The 15,131-nt window shown below is 60.1% G+C and carries 14 protein-coding genes; 11 read left to right on the forward strand and 3 right to left on the reverse strand.

The window, feature by feature from the left end:
* Positions 1-11: 11 nt before the first annotated feature.
* From ABIE16_RS13660 to ABIE16_RS13670, 3 genes are all read left to right on the forward strand, one after another.
* The gene (locus ABIE16_RS13660; protein WP_057715762.1) at positions 12-1,370 is read left to right on the forward strand and encodes a nucleobase:cation symporter-2 family protein; all 1,359 of its coding nucleotides are present in this window, start codon (positions 12-14) and stop codon (positions 1,368-1,370) included.
* A gap of 167 nt (positions 1,371-1,537) precedes the next feature.
* Complete coding sequence (locus ABIE16_RS13665) at positions 1,538-2,323, forward strand: outer membrane protein OmpK (RefSeq protein WP_218496859.1); 786 nt, start codon at positions 1,538-1,540, stop codon at positions 2,321-2,323.
* A gap of 377 nt (positions 2,324-2,700) precedes the next feature.
* Entirely contained in the window at positions 2,701-3,486 is a 786-nt protein-coding gene (locus ABIE16_RS13670) for an outer membrane protein OmpK (protein WP_429521368.1), read from the forward strand.
* A 115-nt stretch (positions 3,487-3,601) separates the two neighbouring features.
* Here ABIE16_RS13670 and ABIE16_RS13675 read toward each other — a convergent pair whose 3' ends face one another.
* Complete coding sequence (locus ABIE16_RS13675; RefSeq protein ID WP_090453970.1) at positions 3,602-4,774, reverse strand: patatin-like phospholipase family protein; 1,173 nt, start codon at positions 4,772-4,774, stop codon at positions 3,602-3,604.
* A 132-nt stretch (positions 4,775-4,906) separates the two neighbouring features.
* Positions 4,907-5,839, reverse strand: coding sequence for a lipid A biosynthesis lauroyl acyltransferase (locus tag ABIE16_RS13680; protein WP_090453969.1), 933 nt, complete (start codon positions 5,837-5,839; stop codon positions 4,907-4,909).
* A gap of 118 nt (positions 5,840-5,957) precedes the next feature.
* Between ABIE16_RS13680 and minC the strand changes: the two genes are divergently transcribed.
* From minC to ABIE16_RS13715, 7 genes are all read left to right on the forward strand, one after another.
* A complete protein-coding gene (gene minC, locus ABIE16_RS13685) occupies positions 5,958-6,695 on the forward strand; it encodes a septum site-determining protein MinC (protein WP_090457784.1) in 738 nt (245 codons plus the stop codon).
* Between the two features lie 202 nt (positions 6,696-6,897).
* Positions 6,898-7,710 (forward strand): septum site-determining protein MinD, encoded by an 813-nt coding sequence (gene minD / locus ABIE16_RS13690; protein ID WP_090453967.1) that lies wholly within the window; start codon positions 6,898-6,900, stop codon positions 7,708-7,710.
* Between the two features lie 3 nt (positions 7,711-7,713).
* A complete protein-coding gene (minE, locus tag ABIE16_RS13695) occupies positions 7,714-7,968 on the forward strand; it encodes a cell division topological specificity factor MinE (RefSeq protein WP_007974947.1) in 255 nt (84 codons plus the stop codon).
* Positions 7,969-8,059: 91 nt separating this feature from the next.
* A complete protein-coding gene (locus tag ABIE16_RS13700) occupies positions 8,060-8,695 on the forward strand; it encodes an RluA family pseudouridine synthase (protein ID WP_046037585.1) in 636 nt (211 codons plus the stop codon).
* Between the two features lie 189 nt (positions 8,696-8,884).
* Positions 8,885-10,174 carry a M18 family aminopeptidase gene (locus tag ABIE16_RS13705; protein ID WP_057715768.1) on the forward strand — a complete coding sequence of 430 codons (1,290 nt, stop codon included), beginning with the start codon at positions 8,885-8,887 and terminating at the stop codon, positions 10,172-10,174.
* A gap of 27 nt (positions 10,175-10,201) precedes the next feature.
* Positions 10,202-10,525: a hypothetical protein gene (locus ABIE16_RS13710; RefSeq protein WP_090453963.1), complete on the forward strand. Its 324-nt coding sequence runs from the start codon at positions 10,202-10,204 to the stop codon at positions 10,523-10,525.
* A gap of 126 nt (positions 10,526-10,651) precedes the next feature.
* Positions 10,652-12,763, forward strand: coding sequence for a mechanosensitive ion channel family protein (locus tag ABIE16_RS13715; protein WP_429521369.1), 2,112 nt, complete (start codon positions 10,652-10,654; stop codon positions 12,761-12,763).
* A 122-nt stretch (positions 12,764-12,885) separates the two neighbouring features.
* On the opposite strand, the gene ABIE16_RS13720 is transcribed toward ABIE16_RS13715, so the two are convergent.
* Positions 12,886-13,599 (reverse strand): UTRA domain-containing protein, encoded by a 714-nt coding sequence (locus ABIE16_RS13720; RefSeq protein ID WP_057715771.1) that lies wholly within the window; start codon positions 13,597-13,599, stop codon positions 12,886-12,888.
* A gap of 361 nt (positions 13,600-13,960) precedes the next feature.
* Between ABIE16_RS13720 and ABIE16_RS13725 the strand changes: the two genes are divergently transcribed.
* Positions 13,961-15,025 (forward strand): ABC transporter substrate-binding protein, encoded by a 1,065-nt coding sequence (locus ABIE16_RS13725; RefSeq protein WP_218497232.1) that lies wholly within the window; start codon positions 13,961-13,963, stop codon positions 15,023-15,025.
* Positions 15,026-15,131 lie beyond the last annotated feature (106 nt).

The following is a 15,131-nucleotide window of genomic DNA, read 5'->3' on the forward strand; positions in this document are numbered from 1 at the left end:
CGAGGTGTTGCATGTCCGAGCTATCCGAAGCGCGCATCCCCGACGCACCCGCCATTCAGCGTTTGCCCCTCTTGCAACTGATCCTGGTCGGTTTGCAACATGTTCTGCTGATGTACGGTGGTGCCATCGCGGTACCGCTGATCATCGGACAGGCCGCTGGCCTGAGTCGTGAAGAAATCGCCTTCCTGATCAACGCCGACCTGCTGGTGGCGGGTATCGCCACCATCGTCCAGTCCCTCGGCATCGGCCCCATGGGCATTCGCATGCCGGTGATGATGGGCGCCAGTTTCGCCGCCGTCGGCAGCATGGTCGCCATGGCCGGCATGCCCGGTATCGGCCTGCAAGGGATCTTCGGCGCGACCATCGCCGCCGGGTTCTTCGGCATGATCATCGCCCCGTTCATGTCCAAAGTCGTACGCTTCTTCCCGCCGCTGGTGACCGGCACAGTCATCACCTCGATCGGTTTGTCGCTGTTCCCCGTGGCTGTGAACTGGGCCGGCGGCGGTGCCAGCGCCACTCAATTCGGTTCACCGATTTACCTGACCATCGCCGCACTGGTACTGGGCACCATCTTGCTGGTGCATCGCTTCATGCGCGGTTTCTGGGTCAATATTTCCGTGCTGATCGGCATGTGCCTGGGCTATGTGCTCTGCGGCCTGCTCGGCATGGTCGACCTCAGTGGCATGGCCCAGGCGCCATGGTTGCAATTCGTCACTCCGCTGCACTTCGGCATGCCCAAATTCGAACTCGCGCCGATCCTGTCGATGTGCCTGGTGGTAGTGATCATTTTCGTCGAGTCCACGGGGATGTTTCTGGCGCTGGGCAAGATCACCGGCCAGGAAGTCTGTCCACGGATGCTGCGTCGAGGCTTGTTGTGCGATGCCGGCGCTTCGTTCTTCGCCGGCTTCTTCAACACCTTCACCCACTCCTCCTTCGCCCAGAATATCGGCCTGGTACAGATGACCGGCGTGCGTTGCCGTTCGGTGACCATCGTTGCCGGCGGGTTGCTGATCGTCTTGAGCCTGCTGCCCAAAGCCGCGTTTTTGGTGGCGTCGATTCCTCCGGCAGTACTGGGCGGTGCAGCGATTGCGATGTTCGGCATGGTCGCCGCCACCGGAATCAAGATTCTCCAGGAGGCCGACATCGGTGACCGTCGCAACCAGTTACTGGTGGCGGTGAGCATCGGCATGGGCCTGATCCCGGTTGTACGCCCGGAGTTTTTCGCCCACCTGCCCGTGTGGATGAGCCCGATCACCCACAGCGGCATTGCCATGGCCACCCTCAGCGCGCTGACGCTGAATCTGCTGTTCAACATCCTTGGTGGCGCCGAACGCGCGGCCATCAACGACTGCCACGCTCACACGCATTAACCCGGAAACACACGCCCCCTGTAGGAGCGAGCCTGCTCGCGATGAACCCGAGAACACCGCGTTTATCCAGATAACACGCGTAATCGTTGACGACCATCGCGAGCAGGCTCGCTCCTACAGGGTAAGGGTTTCCTGCGCCTTAAAATAAAAACAAGAGGGAGCAACAGATGATTCGGACACAAACCAACCTGCTGTTGGGTGCTGGCCTGCTGGCCGCGAGTCAGGCCATGGCCGGCGATCTACTGCTGTGGCAGACCAACAGCCTGAGCTATCTGTATGGCAAGAACTTCGCGATCAACCCGGCGATCCAGCAGACGATAACCTTCGAACACGCCGACCGCTGGAAGTACGGCGACAACTTCATGTTTATCGACAGCACCTACTACAACGGCGAGAAAGACCGAAACAAAGGCGTTCATGCCTATTACGGCGAGTTCAGCCCACGCCTCTCCTTCGGCAAGATCCTCGACCGCCGTTTCGAATTCGGCCCGATCAAGGACGTGCTGCTGGCCATGACCTACGAGAACGGCGAAGACGACACCGAGGCCTACCTGATCGGTCCCGGTTTCGACCTGGCGGTACCGGGTTTCAACTTTTTTACCCTGAACTTCTATTACCGCCAGACCGAAGGCTCGCGCCCTGGCGATGATGTCTGGCAAATCAGCCCGGCCTGGTCCTACACCCTGCCACTGGGCAACTCGAACCTGTTGATCGACGGCTACATCGACTGGGTCGTGGATAACGACCAGAACTCCCGCGGCACCTATCACGCCAACCTGCACTTCAACCCGCAGATCAAATACGACCTGGGCAAAGCCCTGGGCTGGCGCGAGAAACAGGTGTATGTCGGCACCGAATACAGCTACTGGAAAGACAAATACGGCGTCCAGGACAGCTCCCGTTTCAACACCAATGAAAACACCGCCAGCCTGCTGGTAAAGGTGCACTTCTGATGCTGCTCCGCAACCGTGCCCAAAACCTGCCGTCGGTGCGCCGTTGCGGAGCACTTGAGACCTGGCCGAGGAGTCAGTATTCTCCGCGGCCGCCCGAATCCGGTTTAAAAAAAAGCCCGGATGTAAAACCTGACCAGAAAGCCAACTTATCCCGGCTCTGGCAGGCACCAAGGCACTCCAAAACCCCTCTCAATCGACCGCTCTTGAGCCGTCGAACGGGAGTTTTTTTGCTTTTTGAAAGCCTTGGCTCAGCTCTTGCTAACAGCATTAAAGCTGACCGAATGGATGATTTTTTACCGCTACAGAAAAAGGCGCCACACCAGAGCGCCGACCTTAAAAAAATAACGTGGAACCACCTACTTTTTGGGAGCAACCGAATGAAACGTACGTGCACTAGCCTGATGCTGGCGGGATCGATGCTGGCCGGGGGCCAGGCCATGGCCGGCGATTTGCTGCAGTGGCAGAACAACAGCCTGACCTACCTGTATGGCAAGGACTTCCAGGTCAACCCGCGCATCCAGCAGACGGTGACCTTCGAACACGCCGATGCCTGGAAGTACGGCGACAACTTCTTCTTCATCGACAAAATCTTCTACAACGGCAAGGAAGACCATTTCGCGGGTGAAAACACTCACTACGGCGAACTCCAGCCACGCCTGTCGTTCGGCAAGATCTTTGACCAGAAGCTGGAGTTCGGCCCGATCAAGGACGTGCTGCTGGCCATGACGTATGAGTTCGGCGAAGACGACACCGAGTCGTACCTGGTCGGTCCTGGTTTCGACCTGGCCATTCCTGGTTTCGATTACTTCCAGTTGAACTTCTATAATCGTCACACCGAGGGTGGCCGTCCGGGTGACGATGTCTGGCAGATCACTCCGGTCTGGTCCTACACCATTCCGGTGGGTGGCTCGGACGTCCTGATCGACGGCTTCATGGACTGGGTGGTAGACAACGACGTCAACAGCAAAGGCGAGTACCACGCCAACCTGCACTTCAACCCGCAGGTCAAATACGACCTGGGCAAGGCGTTGAATCTGGGTGCCAAGCAGCTGTACGTCGGTGTCGAGTATGACTACTGGAAAAACAAATACGGTATCGAAGACAGCGAGGGCTTCAAGACCGATCAGAGCGTGACCAGCTTCCTGGTCAAGGTTCACTTCTGATCTGAAAACCTCCTGTAGGAGCGAGCCCGCTCGCTATCGTCGTGAACGATAACGCTGGGGTCCTGATACCCCGCGGTGTCCTTTCGTCCATCGCGAGCGGGCTCGCTCCTACATCTCAAGCCGAAACCAAAGACTCCCCAATTCCAAGAAACCGGCACAACTCCCCGCGCTTGGCCAACGCATCCCGCCGCCCCAGTTCAATCAACTCGCTGCAATACCCCGCCTCGAACAGCAGGTAGCTCAAAACCCCCGCCCCACTGGTCTTGGTCGCCCCCGGCCCGCGCAGAAACAGGCGCAATGCCGCCGGCAATTCCTGGCGATGACGCGCGGCAATCTCATCGATCGGCTGGCTCGGTGAAATCACCAACACGTCCACCGGCGCCACGCCCAAAGCGCGGGTGGGTGTACCGTCGGGCATCAGGTGACTGAACTGGTTCAGGCGCTGCAACAGCTCGATGTCGCTTTCCAGGCTGTCAATGAACGTACTGTTGAGCATGTGCCCGCCGATCTGCGCCAGGGACGGCTGCTGACCGGTGTAGCTACGCAACAAGGGTTGTCGCGGGTCAATCCCGCGGGGGTTGCCACTGACGCCCACCACCAGCACCCGACTGGCACCCAGATGCAACGCCGGACTGATCGGCGCCGACTGACGCACCGCGCCATCCCCGAAATACTCTTCGCCGATTTTCACCGGGGCGAACAGCAGCGGAATGGCCGAACTGGCGAGCAGGTGTTCAACGGATAACCGGGTGGGAACACCGATACGCCGATGGCGCAACCAGGCATCGATCTTGCCGCCGCCCTCATAGAAGGTGACGGCCTGGCCGGACTCATAGCCGAACGCGGTAACCGCCACCGCATGCAATTGCTTCTGTGCGATCGCTTCGGCGATGCCACCCATATGCAGCTTGTCGTTGAGCAAATCCCGCAACGGAGAACTGTTGAGCAGCGCCACCGGAACCTGGGCACCGATGCCGAGCAAACTGTGGCTGACAAAGCGGCTGGCCTGGCGGATCACCCCGGGCCAGTCGCTGCGCAACACCAGATGACTGCGAAAGCCCTGCCAGAATGCCGTCAGGCGCTCGATGGCGTTACGAAAGTCCATCGCCCCGCTGGCGAGGCTGACGGCGTTGATCGCGCCCGCCGAGGTGCCGACGATCACCGGAAACGGATTGCGGGCCCCCGGCGGCAGCAATTCGGCAATCGCCGCCAGCACCCCGACCTGATAGGCCGCCCGAGCCCCGCCACCGGAAAGAATCAACCCTGTAACCGGTTCGCCTGGACTCATGCACAACTCTCCATGGTGCTTGATGGGATTTCGTTGTTTCAACCTGTTCCCTTGCTCGCGATGGTTGTGAAAACGCCGCGGGGGTCAGGTGTCCCGCGTTATCGTTGGCCACCATCGCGAGCGTGCTCGCTCCTACACGCGCTTGGCGTACAGCTTGGGCTCGCCCGGTGGACGGCTCTTGAAGCGGCGATGGGCCCACAGGTATTGCTCGGGATGCTCGCGCAGTACGCTTTCGATCCATTGGTTGATGCGCAGGCAGTCGGCCTCCTCGGTTTCGCCGGGGAAGCCTTCGAGCGGCGCATGGATCACCAGGCGATATCCGCTGCCGTCTGCCAGACGTTCCTGGGTGAACGGCACCACCAGCGCCTTGCCCAGCCGCGCAAACTTGCTCGTGGCGGTAACGGTCGCGGCCTGAATGCCGAACAGCGGCACGAAAATGCTTTGCTTGGCGCCGTAGTCCTGATCCGGTGCGTACCAGATCGCCCGGCCCGAGCGCAGCAACTTGAGCATGCCGCGCACGTCTTCGCGTTCCACCGCCAGCGAATCGAGGTTGTGCCGCTCGCGGCCCTGGCGCTGGATGTAGTCGAACAGCGGATTCTTGTGCTCGCGGTACATGCCGTCGATGGTGTGCTGTTGACCGAGCAACGCCGCGCCGATTTCCAGCGTCGTGAAGTGCAGGGCCATCAGGATCACGCCCTTGCCCTCACGCTGAGCCTGCTGCAAATGCTCCAGCCCTTCGATATGAGCAAGATTTGCCAGGCGCTTGCGCGACCACCACCAGCTCATCGCCATCTCAAAGAATGCGATGCCGGTGGAGGCGAAGTTTTCCTTGAGCAGGCGTTTGCGTTCGGCGGCGGTTTTTTCAGGAAAACACAGCTCCAGATTGCGCTTGGCAATGCGCCGTCTGTCGCCGGCCACGCGATACATCAATGCGCCCAGTGCGCGACCGATCCACAGCAGTGCCGGGTACGGCAGCTGGACGATCAGCCACAACAGCCCCAGGCCACACCACAGCGGCCAGAAACGTGGAGATAGAAATGCTTTTCGAAAACGCGGGCGGTCCATTAATGCTTCCGGAATGACAATGGCCGCGCATTCTACATCGTTCGACCCGGCTTGCGGCCCGCGGGCGTTCTCGTTATAAGTCTCGGCACTTTTAGTGACAAGTCGTTGTATGCCGACCATGAGCCAAACCGAACCGCTAGACCAAGATCCCGTGTTCCAGTTGAAGGGCAGCATGCTGGCCATTACGGTGCTGGAACTGGCCCGTAACGACCTCGAAAGCCTTGATCGGCAACTGGCCGCCAAGGTCGCCCAGGCGCCCAACTTCTTCAGCAACGCGCCACTGGTACTGGCCCTGGACAAACTCCCGGCCAACGGAGGCGCGGTCGATCTGCCAGGGCTGATGCGCGTTTGCCGCCAGCATGGCCTGCGTACCCTGGCGATCCGCGCCAGTCGCATCGAAGACATTGCCGCCGCCATCGCGGTCGACCTGCCGGTGCTGCCACCGTCCGGTGCCCGGGAGCGTCCACTGGACCTGACCGAAGGCGAACCGAAGAAAAAACCGGAAAAACCGCCCGAGCCGACCATCAAGCCGACGAAAATCATCACCTCGCCGGTACGCGGTGGCCAGCAGATTTATGCCCAGGGCAGCGATCTGGTGGTGATCTCCTCGGTAAGCCCGGGGGCGGAACTTCTCGCCGATGGCAACATCCATGTATACGGCCCGATGCGTGGTCGCGTGTTGGCTGGCGTCAAGGGCGACACCAAGGCGCGGATTTTCTGTCAGCAAATGAGTGCTGAACTGATTTCCATCGCCGGGCATTACAAGGTTTCCGAAGATCTGCGCCGCGACCCTCTATGGGGTTCGGGTGTGCAGGTCAGCCTGTCCGGTGACGTGTTGAACATCATTCGGCTTTAACGGATACTGCCGCATTTTCCAAGCATCTCTAAAACGTAGCGAAAACGGCTCAAACGAAGTAGGAAAAAGGCCGAAAGCAGTGTTTACCGGGGGTAAACGCCGCTCAAAACCGGATTCCAGCCAAGGCTGTCCGACTGCAGTAGTTTTTCAGGAGATGTTTTTCAGGGACTGAAAAGTCCTTTTTCCTTAGGGGTGAAACACCTTGGCCAAGATTCTCGTGGTTACATCCGGCAAGGGTGGTGTGGGTAAGACCACCACCAGCGCCGCTATCGGTACCGGCCTCGCTCTGCGCGGCCACAAAACAGTGATCGTCGACTTCGACGTGGGCTTGCGCAACCTCGACCTGATCATGGGTTGCGAGCGCCGCGTGGTGTATGACTTCGTCAACGTGGTCAACGGCGAAGCCAACCTGCAACAGGCTCTGATCAAAGACAAGCGCCTGGAAAACCTCTACGTGCTGGCCGCCAGCCAGACCCGCGACAAAGACGCGCTGACCGTCGAAGGCGTGGAAAAAGTCCTGATGCAACTCAAGGAAGACTTTGAGTTCGTGGTCTGCGACTCCCCGGCAGGCATCGAGAAAGGCGCCCACCTGGCCATGTACTTCGCCGATGAAGCGATCGTCGTGACCAACCCGGAAGTCTCCTCGGTACGTGACTCCGACCGCATGCTCGGCCTGCTGGCCAGCAAGTCCCGTCGTGCCGAACGCGGCGAAGACCCGATCAAGGAACACCTGCTGATTACCCGTTATCACCCGGAACGTGTGAGCAAAGGCGAAATGCTCGGCGTAGAAGACGTCAAGGACATCCTTTCGGTGACCCTGCTCGGCGTGATCCCTGAATCCCAGGCGGTGCTCAAGGCATCCAACCAGGGTGTTCCGGTGATTCTCGACGACCAGAGCGATGCCGGCCAGGCCTACAGCGATACCGTTGACCGCCTGCTGGGCAAGACCGTGGATCATCGATTCCTTGATGTACAGAAGAAGGGATTCTTCGAGCGCCTGTTTGGAGGCAACTAAGCAATGAACCTTTTTGACTTCTTTCGTGCCAACAAAAAGCAAAGCACCGCGTCGGTAGCGAAAGAGCGTCTACAGATCATCGTGGCGCACGAACGCGGCCAACGCAGTACCCCGGACTACCTGCCAGCCTTGCAGAAGGAACTGGTGGAGGTGATCCGCAAGTACGTCAATATCGGGTCCGATGACGTGCATGTCGCACTGGAAAGCCAGGGCAGCTGCTCGATTCTGGAACTCAATATCACCCTGCCAGATCGCTGAGTCGATCCGGCTGGAGCCACGGCGGCTCAGGCCCCTTGCGCGACTGCAAGGGACCTGAGCCGCCGTTGGCGTTTGTTACGAGGCTGTTTTAATGCCGCTGTCCAACATCCACATCATCCATCAGGATGCCGCCGTACTGGTGGTGAACAAACCGACCCTGTTGCTCTCTGTCCCTGGCCGGGCCGACGACAACAAGGACTGCCTGATTACCCGCCTGCAGGAAAACGGCTACCCGGAAGCGCGAATTGTCCATCGGCTGGACTGGGAGACTTCCGGCATCATCCTGCTGGCCCGTGACCCGGACACCCATCGCGAACTGTCCCGACAATTTCACGACCGCGAAACCGAAAAGGCCTACACCGCCCTGTGCTGGGGTCAGCCGGAACTGGACAGCGGCAGCATCGACCTGCCCTTGCGCTACGACCCGCCGACCAAGCCGCGCCACGTGGTCGACCATGAATTCGGCAAACACGCGCTGACCTTCTGGCGAGTGCTGGAGCGTTGCGGCGACTGGTGCCGCGTTGAGCTGACACCGATCACCGGCCGCTCCCACCAGTTGCGCGTGCACATGCTCTCGATTGGTCATCCGCTGCTGGGTGACGGGCTCTATGCCCATGAGCAGGCGCTGGCGGCCTGGCCGCGCCTGTGTCTGCACGCGAGCATGCTCAGCTTCACCCATCCGCAAAGTGGCGAACGCCTGCGCTTCGAGTGCCCGGCACCGTTTTAGGCGCTTTACGCAAACCCTGTGGGAGCGAGCTTGCTCGCGATGAGGCCGGCACATCCAGCATTGATGTTGGCTGACACTCCGCTATCGCGAGCAAGCTCGCTCCCACAGGTGATCTTCTCCATCCTTAGCCCACCGCCAATTCCCTGACCAATACGTTAAACTGGCGCCACTGCTGTCTGGAGCTACTTTATGCGCGAAGAGTTGAACCAAGGCCTGATCGATTTCCTCAAGGCCTCCCCTACCCCGTTCCATGCCACCGCCAGCCTTGTTCAGCGCCTGGAAGCGGCGGGCTACCAACGCCTCGACGAGCGCGAGCCGTGGAATACCGAAGCCAACGGTCGCTACTACGTCACCCGCAACGACTCTTCGATTGTCGCGATCAAGATGGGCCGCCATTCACCACTGCACGGCGGCATTCGCCTGGTCGGCGCCCACACCGACAGCCCGTGCCTGCGCGTCAAGCCGCAACCGGAACTGCAACGCCAGGGCTTCTGGCAACTGGGCGTTGAAGTCTATGGCGGCGCGCTGCTGGCGCCGTGGTTCGACCGCGACCTGTCCCTGGCGGGCCGCGTAACCTTCCGTCGTGATGGCAAGGTCGAGAGCCAGTTGATCGACTTCAAGGCACCGGTCGCGATCATTCCGAACCTGGCGATTCACCTCAACCGTGAAGCCAACATGGGTTGGGCAATCAACGCCCAGACCGAACTGCCGCCGATCCTCGCGCAATTTGCCGGTGACGAGCGCGTGGACTTCCGCGCGGTGCTCACCGACCAGCTCGCCCGCGAACACGGCCTGAATGCCGACGTGGTGCTCGATTACGAGTTGAGTTTCTACGACACCCAAAGCGCTGCGGTCATTGGCCTGCATGGCGACTTCATCGCCGGCGCGCGCCTGGACAACCTGCTGTCGTGCTACGCCGGCCTGCAAGCGCTGTTGACGGCCGACACCGACGAAACCTGCGTGCTGGTCTGCAACGACCACGAAGAAGTCGGTTCCTGCTCGGCCTGCGGTGCCGACGGCCCGATGCTTGAGCAGACCTTGCGTCGCTTGCTGCCTGAAGGTGATGAATTCGTACGCACCATTCAGAAATCCCTGCTGGTTTCGGCTGACAACGCCCACGGCGTGCATCCGAACTACGCCGACAAGCACGATGCCAACCACGGCCCGAAACTCAACGCCGGCCCGGTGATCAAGGTCAACAGCAATCAGCGCTACGCCACCAACAGCGAAACCGCCGGGTTCTTCCGTCACCTGTGCATGGCTGAAGAAGTGCCGGTGCAAAGCTTCGTAGTGCGCAGCGACATGGGCTGTGGTTCGACCATCGGCCCGATCACCGCCAGCCACCTGGGCGTGCGCACCGTGGATATCGGCTTGCCGACGTTCGCCATGCACTCGATCCGCGAACTGTGCGGCAGCCATGACCTGGCGCACCTGGTCAAGGTGCTGAACGCGTTCTACGCCTGCCGCGAATTGCCGTAAACCCCGCAATACCCTGTAGGAGCGAGCTTGCTCGCGATGGACGTGAACGATTACGCGTGTTTTCTGGATAAACACGGCGCCCTGAAGTTCATCGCGAGCAAGCTCGCTCCTACAGACAACACGGTGCAAAAAAGCCGCCTAGACTTCCAGTATCCCTTCGACAAGGCCGTCTCCATGATTTCGATGTCTACCTTTCACGCCATGCTGATTCCGATTCTTGCCGGGATGCTCCTGCTGGCCGTCGGCTTCAACTTTCGCGATAAGAATGCCGGTGTGTTTGCCATGTGGATCGGCATGCTGACCATTCTCGCGACCGTTGTTCTCAAGATCCTCGCCAAACTCAACGAATAATTCCTCGCCCTTGGCTCGCATTGATTTTGACGGGCTCGTACACTCGGTCGATCCGCTCCCTGCGAGGTTGACCGCCTAGTGTTCGCTCGTCTTTTTTCCCTCTCGTATATTGTCCTTGTCTGCCTGATGACGCTGCTGTCAGTGGCGCCTGCCCAGGCGGCCGGCCTGCCGGGCCTGCTCAACAACCAGGCCAAGGCGCAGCCCGAAGCACAGGAACCGCTGGGGCAATCTCTGGACGAAGTGATCAAGTCACTGGAGAACGACCAGCAACGCTCCAAGCTGCTGGCCGACCTGAAAAAGCTCCGCGACACCACCAAACAGGCCCAGCCGATTACCGAAGAAGGCGTACTGGGTCTGATTGGCGGAACCCTGGCCAATTTCGAGAAGAAATTTTCCGGCGTCGACAGTCCGCTCACGCTCTGGTCCAGTGAATTCGATCAGGCCAGGGAAGAACTGGTGGCGTTGGCGCTGCCGGCCAATGAATGGCTGCCCATGCTGTTCGCCTTTGCCATGATCCTGATGGTCTGGAGCCTGCTGGCCGCCGCCCTGATCTGGATCAGCCACCGCGTGCGGATGCGTTTCGGCCTGACCGAAGAACTGCCGCAGCATCCCAGGGCCCTGGACATGTTGCGTTTTGCGCTGCGCAAACTCGGGCCATGGCTGATCGCCCTGGTGATCACGGTCTACATGAGCTACGCCCTGCCCTCGTCCCTGGGCAAAAGCCTGGCGATGGTGCTGGCCTATGCACTGGTGGTCGGCACCTGCTTCTCGGCCATCTGCGTGATTGCCTTTTCCCTGCTCGACGGCCCACACCGCCACTGCGCCTTGTACATCCTGCGGCACCAGGCGTTTCGGCCGCTATGGCTGATCGGCAGCTTCGCCGCGTTTGGCGAAGCGCTGAGCGATCCGCAACTGGTCAACAGCCTCGGCAGCCATCTGGCCCATACCGCCGCGACTGCCGCCAACGTCCTGGCCGCGCTCTCCACGGGGCGCTTCATCCTGCGTTTCCGCCGGCCGATCGCCCACCTGATCCGCAACCAGCCGCTGTCCCGGCGCCTGACCCGCCGCGCCCTCAACGACACCCTGTCGATTCTCGGCACCTTCTGGTACGTGCCGGCGTTGGTGCTGGTGGCCATTTCCCTGTTCGCGACGTTCATTTCCGCCGGCGACACCAGCACCGCCCTGCGCCAGTCGCTGATCTGCACCGTTTTGCTGGTGTTGTGCATGGTCATCAACGGCCTGGTACGCCGCCACGCCCTCAAACCGCAGCGCGGCATCCGGCGCTACGCGGTGTATTCGGAACGGCTGAAAAACTTCTTCTACACCATCGTCCACCTGTTGGTGTGGCTGGCCTTTATCGAACTCGGCCTGCGGGTCTGGGGCATGTCGTTAATCCGCTTTACCGAAGGTGACGGCCATGAAGTCAGCGTCAAACTGTTCAGCCTCGCCGGCACGCTGCTGTTTGCCTGGCTGATCTGGATTCTCAGCGATACCGCCGTGCATCACGCGCTGACCCGCTCGCGCAAAGGCCTGGCCAATGCCCGCGCACAGACGATGATGCCGCTGATCCGCAATGTGTTGTTCATAGCGATTTTCATCATCGCGCTGATCGTTGCCCTGGCGAACATGGGCATGAACGTCACGCCCCTGCTGGCTGGTGCCGGTGTGATCGGTCTGGCCATCGGTTTTGGTGCGCAGTCGCTGGTAGCCGACCTGATTACCGGGTTGTTCATCATCATCGAAGACTCCCTGGCCATTGACGACTACGTGGATGTCGGCGGCCACCTCGGCACGGTCGAAGGCCTGACCATCCGTACCGTGCGTCTGCGGGACATCGACGGCATCGTCCACACCATTCCGTTCAGCGAAATCAAAAGCATCAAGAACTACTCCCGGGAATTCGGCTACGCGATCTTCCGGGTAGCGGTGCCGGCCAACATGGACATCGACAACGCAATCAAACTGATGCGCGAAGTTGGCCAGAAAATGCGCACCGACCCGCTGCAGCGGCGCAATATCTGGTCGCCGCTGGAGTTCCAGGGGGTGGAAAGTTTCGAGTCGGGCAACGCGATCCTTCGCGCCCGGTTCAAGACGGCGCCGATCAAGCAGTGGGAGGTTTCGCGGGCGTTCAACCTGTCGCTCAAGCGGCACATGGATGAAGCCGGACTGGATCTGGCGACACCGCGGATGAGTATTCAGGTGATTACCGCGGGTGGTGCGCCAGAACAGTCCGTGTAGGAGCGAGCTTGCTCCGGGCGGCGTTCCGACGATGAACTCAAGAACGCCGCGTTTAGCCAGTAAAAACGCGTAATCGTTAACGACCATCGCGAGCAAGCTCGCTCCTACAGGAAGGTCGGACGTTAGACCACATCCACCCCGACATGAATCGCATCATGCCGCCAGAACTCCAGGTCGCAGTCGATCAAGCGTTCATGCTGGTCATAGTTGACCCGGGCAATCTGCAAGCCCGGGCTACCCACCGACACTTTCAACGCCGCCGCCGCATCCACCGACAACGCCGTAGGTACAATCTCGAAGCGCACCCGCCCGTAGTGCAAATCGTAATGCCGCGCATACAACTCGGTAATCGACTGATTCAGATCGAACTCAAGAATCCCCGGGAAATACTGTGGGTTCAGATAGTGTTCCACATACAACACCAGTCGCCCGTCAATCCGCCGTGAACGGCAGATCTGAATCACGCTCGACAGCGCCGGCAATTGCAGCCAGGCACACACCGCCGCCGACGCCGGCTGCAATCGCGCCGAAATCACCTCGGTCGACGGCACCCGCCCCTGGGCGCTGACCATCGCGTGAAAGTGGCTACGCTGCATGAGGTTGTAGGCCAGGCGTGGCGGCGAGACGAACCAGCCGCGACGCTCCTCGCGATAAATCTGCCCCTGGGACTCCAACTGCAACAACGCTTCACGCAAAGTGATCCGTGTGGTGCCAAACAATTCACTGAGCTTGCGTTCGGCCGGCAATTTGCTGCCGGGGGTCAACAGTCCATGGTCGATCTGCTCCTGAAGCACCTGGCCGATGGCTGTTACCGCTTTTGTTGCCTCTTCACGCATCAACGTTTCCTTTCTGGACTAGACCAGCACCATTTCAGGGCAGAACCGCAGTGTAAACCGGCTCATTCAATAGTCTGCAAGCGTAGGCAGCGCAGATGAACCAGATGTGACAAAGCCGCCCAACGGTCGCCATTCCCTGCCTCCAACAACTTGCAATTCATCGGCCAAGTCCCTTGCCACCCGGGGTCTTGACCATGGTCTACGCTTAGCAGGCCAGTCGCGATACCGCTGAACAAAAAGTCATTCCGGGCGACGAACGACATCAAAGTGTCATCCAGCCCCCTTAAATTGGCTCAGGTATTGCTGACCTAGACCAACAAACCGCAATCGCAGCGTTGAACACGACCCAAGGAGCTTCGGAATGAAAAAGCTTTTCCTGGCATCACTGTTAGGCTCGACCATCGCAATGTGCACCGCCGCCATCGCGGCCGATGATCTGAAAACCCTGGAAGCCGCTGCGAAAGCGGAAGGCGCCGTCAACAGCGTTGGCATGCCCAATGACTGGGCCAACTGGGCCGGCACCTGGAAAGACCTGAGCGACAAGTACGGCCTCAAGCACATCGACACCGACATGAGCTCGGCCCAGGAGATCGCCAAGTTCGCCGCGGAGAAAGACAACGCCAGCGCCGACATCGGCGACGTCGGTGCAGCGTTCGGCCCGATCGCGGTCAAGCAAGGCGTGGTCCAGCCTTACAAGCCTTCGACCTGGGATCAGATTCCGGCCTGGGCCAAGGACAAAGATGGCAACTGGGCACTGGCCTACACCGGCACCATCGCTTTCATCGTCAACAAGAAGTTGCTGCATGGCTCCGAGGCGCCAACCAAGTGGGCTGACCTCAAGGGCGGTAAATACAAGGTCTCTATCGGCGACGTGAGCACCGCGGCCCAGGCAGCCAACGGCGTATTGGCCGCGGCACTGGCCAACGGTGGCGACGAGAAAAACCTCAAGCCTGCCCTGGATCTGTTCGCCGACATCGCCAAGCAAGGTCGCCTGTCGATGTCCAACCCGACGATTGCCACCATGGAAAAAGGCGAAATCGAAGTCGGCGTGGTCTGGGACTTCAACGGCCTGAGCTACAAGGCCAAGATGGCCAACCCGGATGACTACGTGGTGCTGATCCCGTCCGACGGCTCGGTGATCTCCGGCTACACCACCATCATCAACAAGTACGCGAAAAACCCGAATGCCGCCAAGCTGACCCGCGAATACATCTTCAGTGACGCCGGCCAGATCAACCTGGCCAAGGGCAACGCCCGTCCGATCCGCGCCGAACACCTGACCCTGCCAGCCGAAGTGCAGGCCAAGCTGCTGCCTAACGAGCAGTACAAGAAAGTGACGCCGATCAAAGACGCGGACGCCTGGGAAAAGACCTCCAAGGCCCTTCCTCAGAAGTGGCAGGAAGAAGTCATCATCAATATGCAGTAAGCGGGTAGCCCACCAACGGGAGGCCTGATGGAGATCCCTGTGGGAGCGAGCTTGCTCGCGATAGCGACCTGACATTCAGCATTGATGTTGAATGGAAGTCCCTCAT

This window comes from Pseudomonas sp. 2725 (genome assembly GCF_050434585.1).
GTDB classification, from domain to species: domain Bacteria; phylum Pseudomonadota; class Gammaproteobacteria; order Pseudomonadales; family Pseudomonadaceae; genus Aquipseudomonas; species Aquipseudomonas jessenii.

What these genes read in the sequence shown, in the direction of transcription:
- ABIE16_RS13660 (WP_057715762.1), top strand. Translation starts at nt 12, where the DNA reads ATGTCCGAGCTATCCGAAGCGCGCATCCCCGACGCACCCGCCATTCAG.
- ABIE16_RS13665 (WP_218496859.1), top strand. Translation starts at nt 1,538, where the DNA reads ATGATTCGGACACAAACCAACCTGCTGTTGGGTGCTGGCCTGCTGGCC.
- ABIE16_RS13670 (WP_429521368.1), top strand. Translation starts at nt 2,701, where the DNA reads ATGAAACGTACGTGCACTAGCCTGATGCTGGCGGGATCGATGCTGGCC.
- ABIE16_RS13675 (WP_090453970.1), bottom strand. Translation starts at nt 4,774, where the DNA reads ATGAGTCCAGGCGAACCGGTTACAGGGTTGATTCTTTCCGGTGGCGGG.
- ABIE16_RS13680 (WP_090453969.1), bottom strand. Translation starts at nt 5,839, where the DNA reads ATGGACCGCCCGCGTTTTCGAAAAGCATTTCTATCTCCACGTTTCTGG.
- minC (WP_090457784.1), top strand. Translation starts at nt 5,958, where the DNA reads ATGAGCCAAACCGAACCGCTAGACCAAGATCCCGTGTTCCAGTTGAAG.
- minE (WP_007974947.1), top strand. Translation starts at nt 7,714, where the DNA reads ATGAACCTTTTTGACTTCTTTCGTGCCAACAAAAAGCAAAGCACCGCG.
- ABIE16_RS13700 (WP_046037585.1), top strand. Translation starts at nt 8,060, where the DNA reads ATGCCGCTGTCCAACATCCACATCATCCATCAGGATGCCGCCGTACTG.
- ABIE16_RS13705 (WP_057715768.1), top strand. Translation starts at nt 8,885, where the DNA reads ATGCGCGAAGAGTTGAACCAAGGCCTGATCGATTTCCTCAAGGCCTCC.
- ABIE16_RS13715 (WP_429521369.1), top strand. Translation starts at nt 10,652, where the DNA reads ATGACGCTGCTGTCAGTGGCGCCTGCCCAGGCGGCCGGCCTGCCGGGC.
- ABIE16_RS13720 (WP_057715771.1), bottom strand. Translation starts at nt 13,599, where the DNA reads ATGCGTGAAGAGGCAACAAAAGCGGTAACAGCCATCGGCCAGGTGCTT.
- ABIE16_RS13725 (WP_218497232.1), top strand. Translation starts at nt 13,961, where the DNA reads ATGAAAAAGCTTTTCCTGGCATCACTGTTAGGCTCGACCATCGCAATG.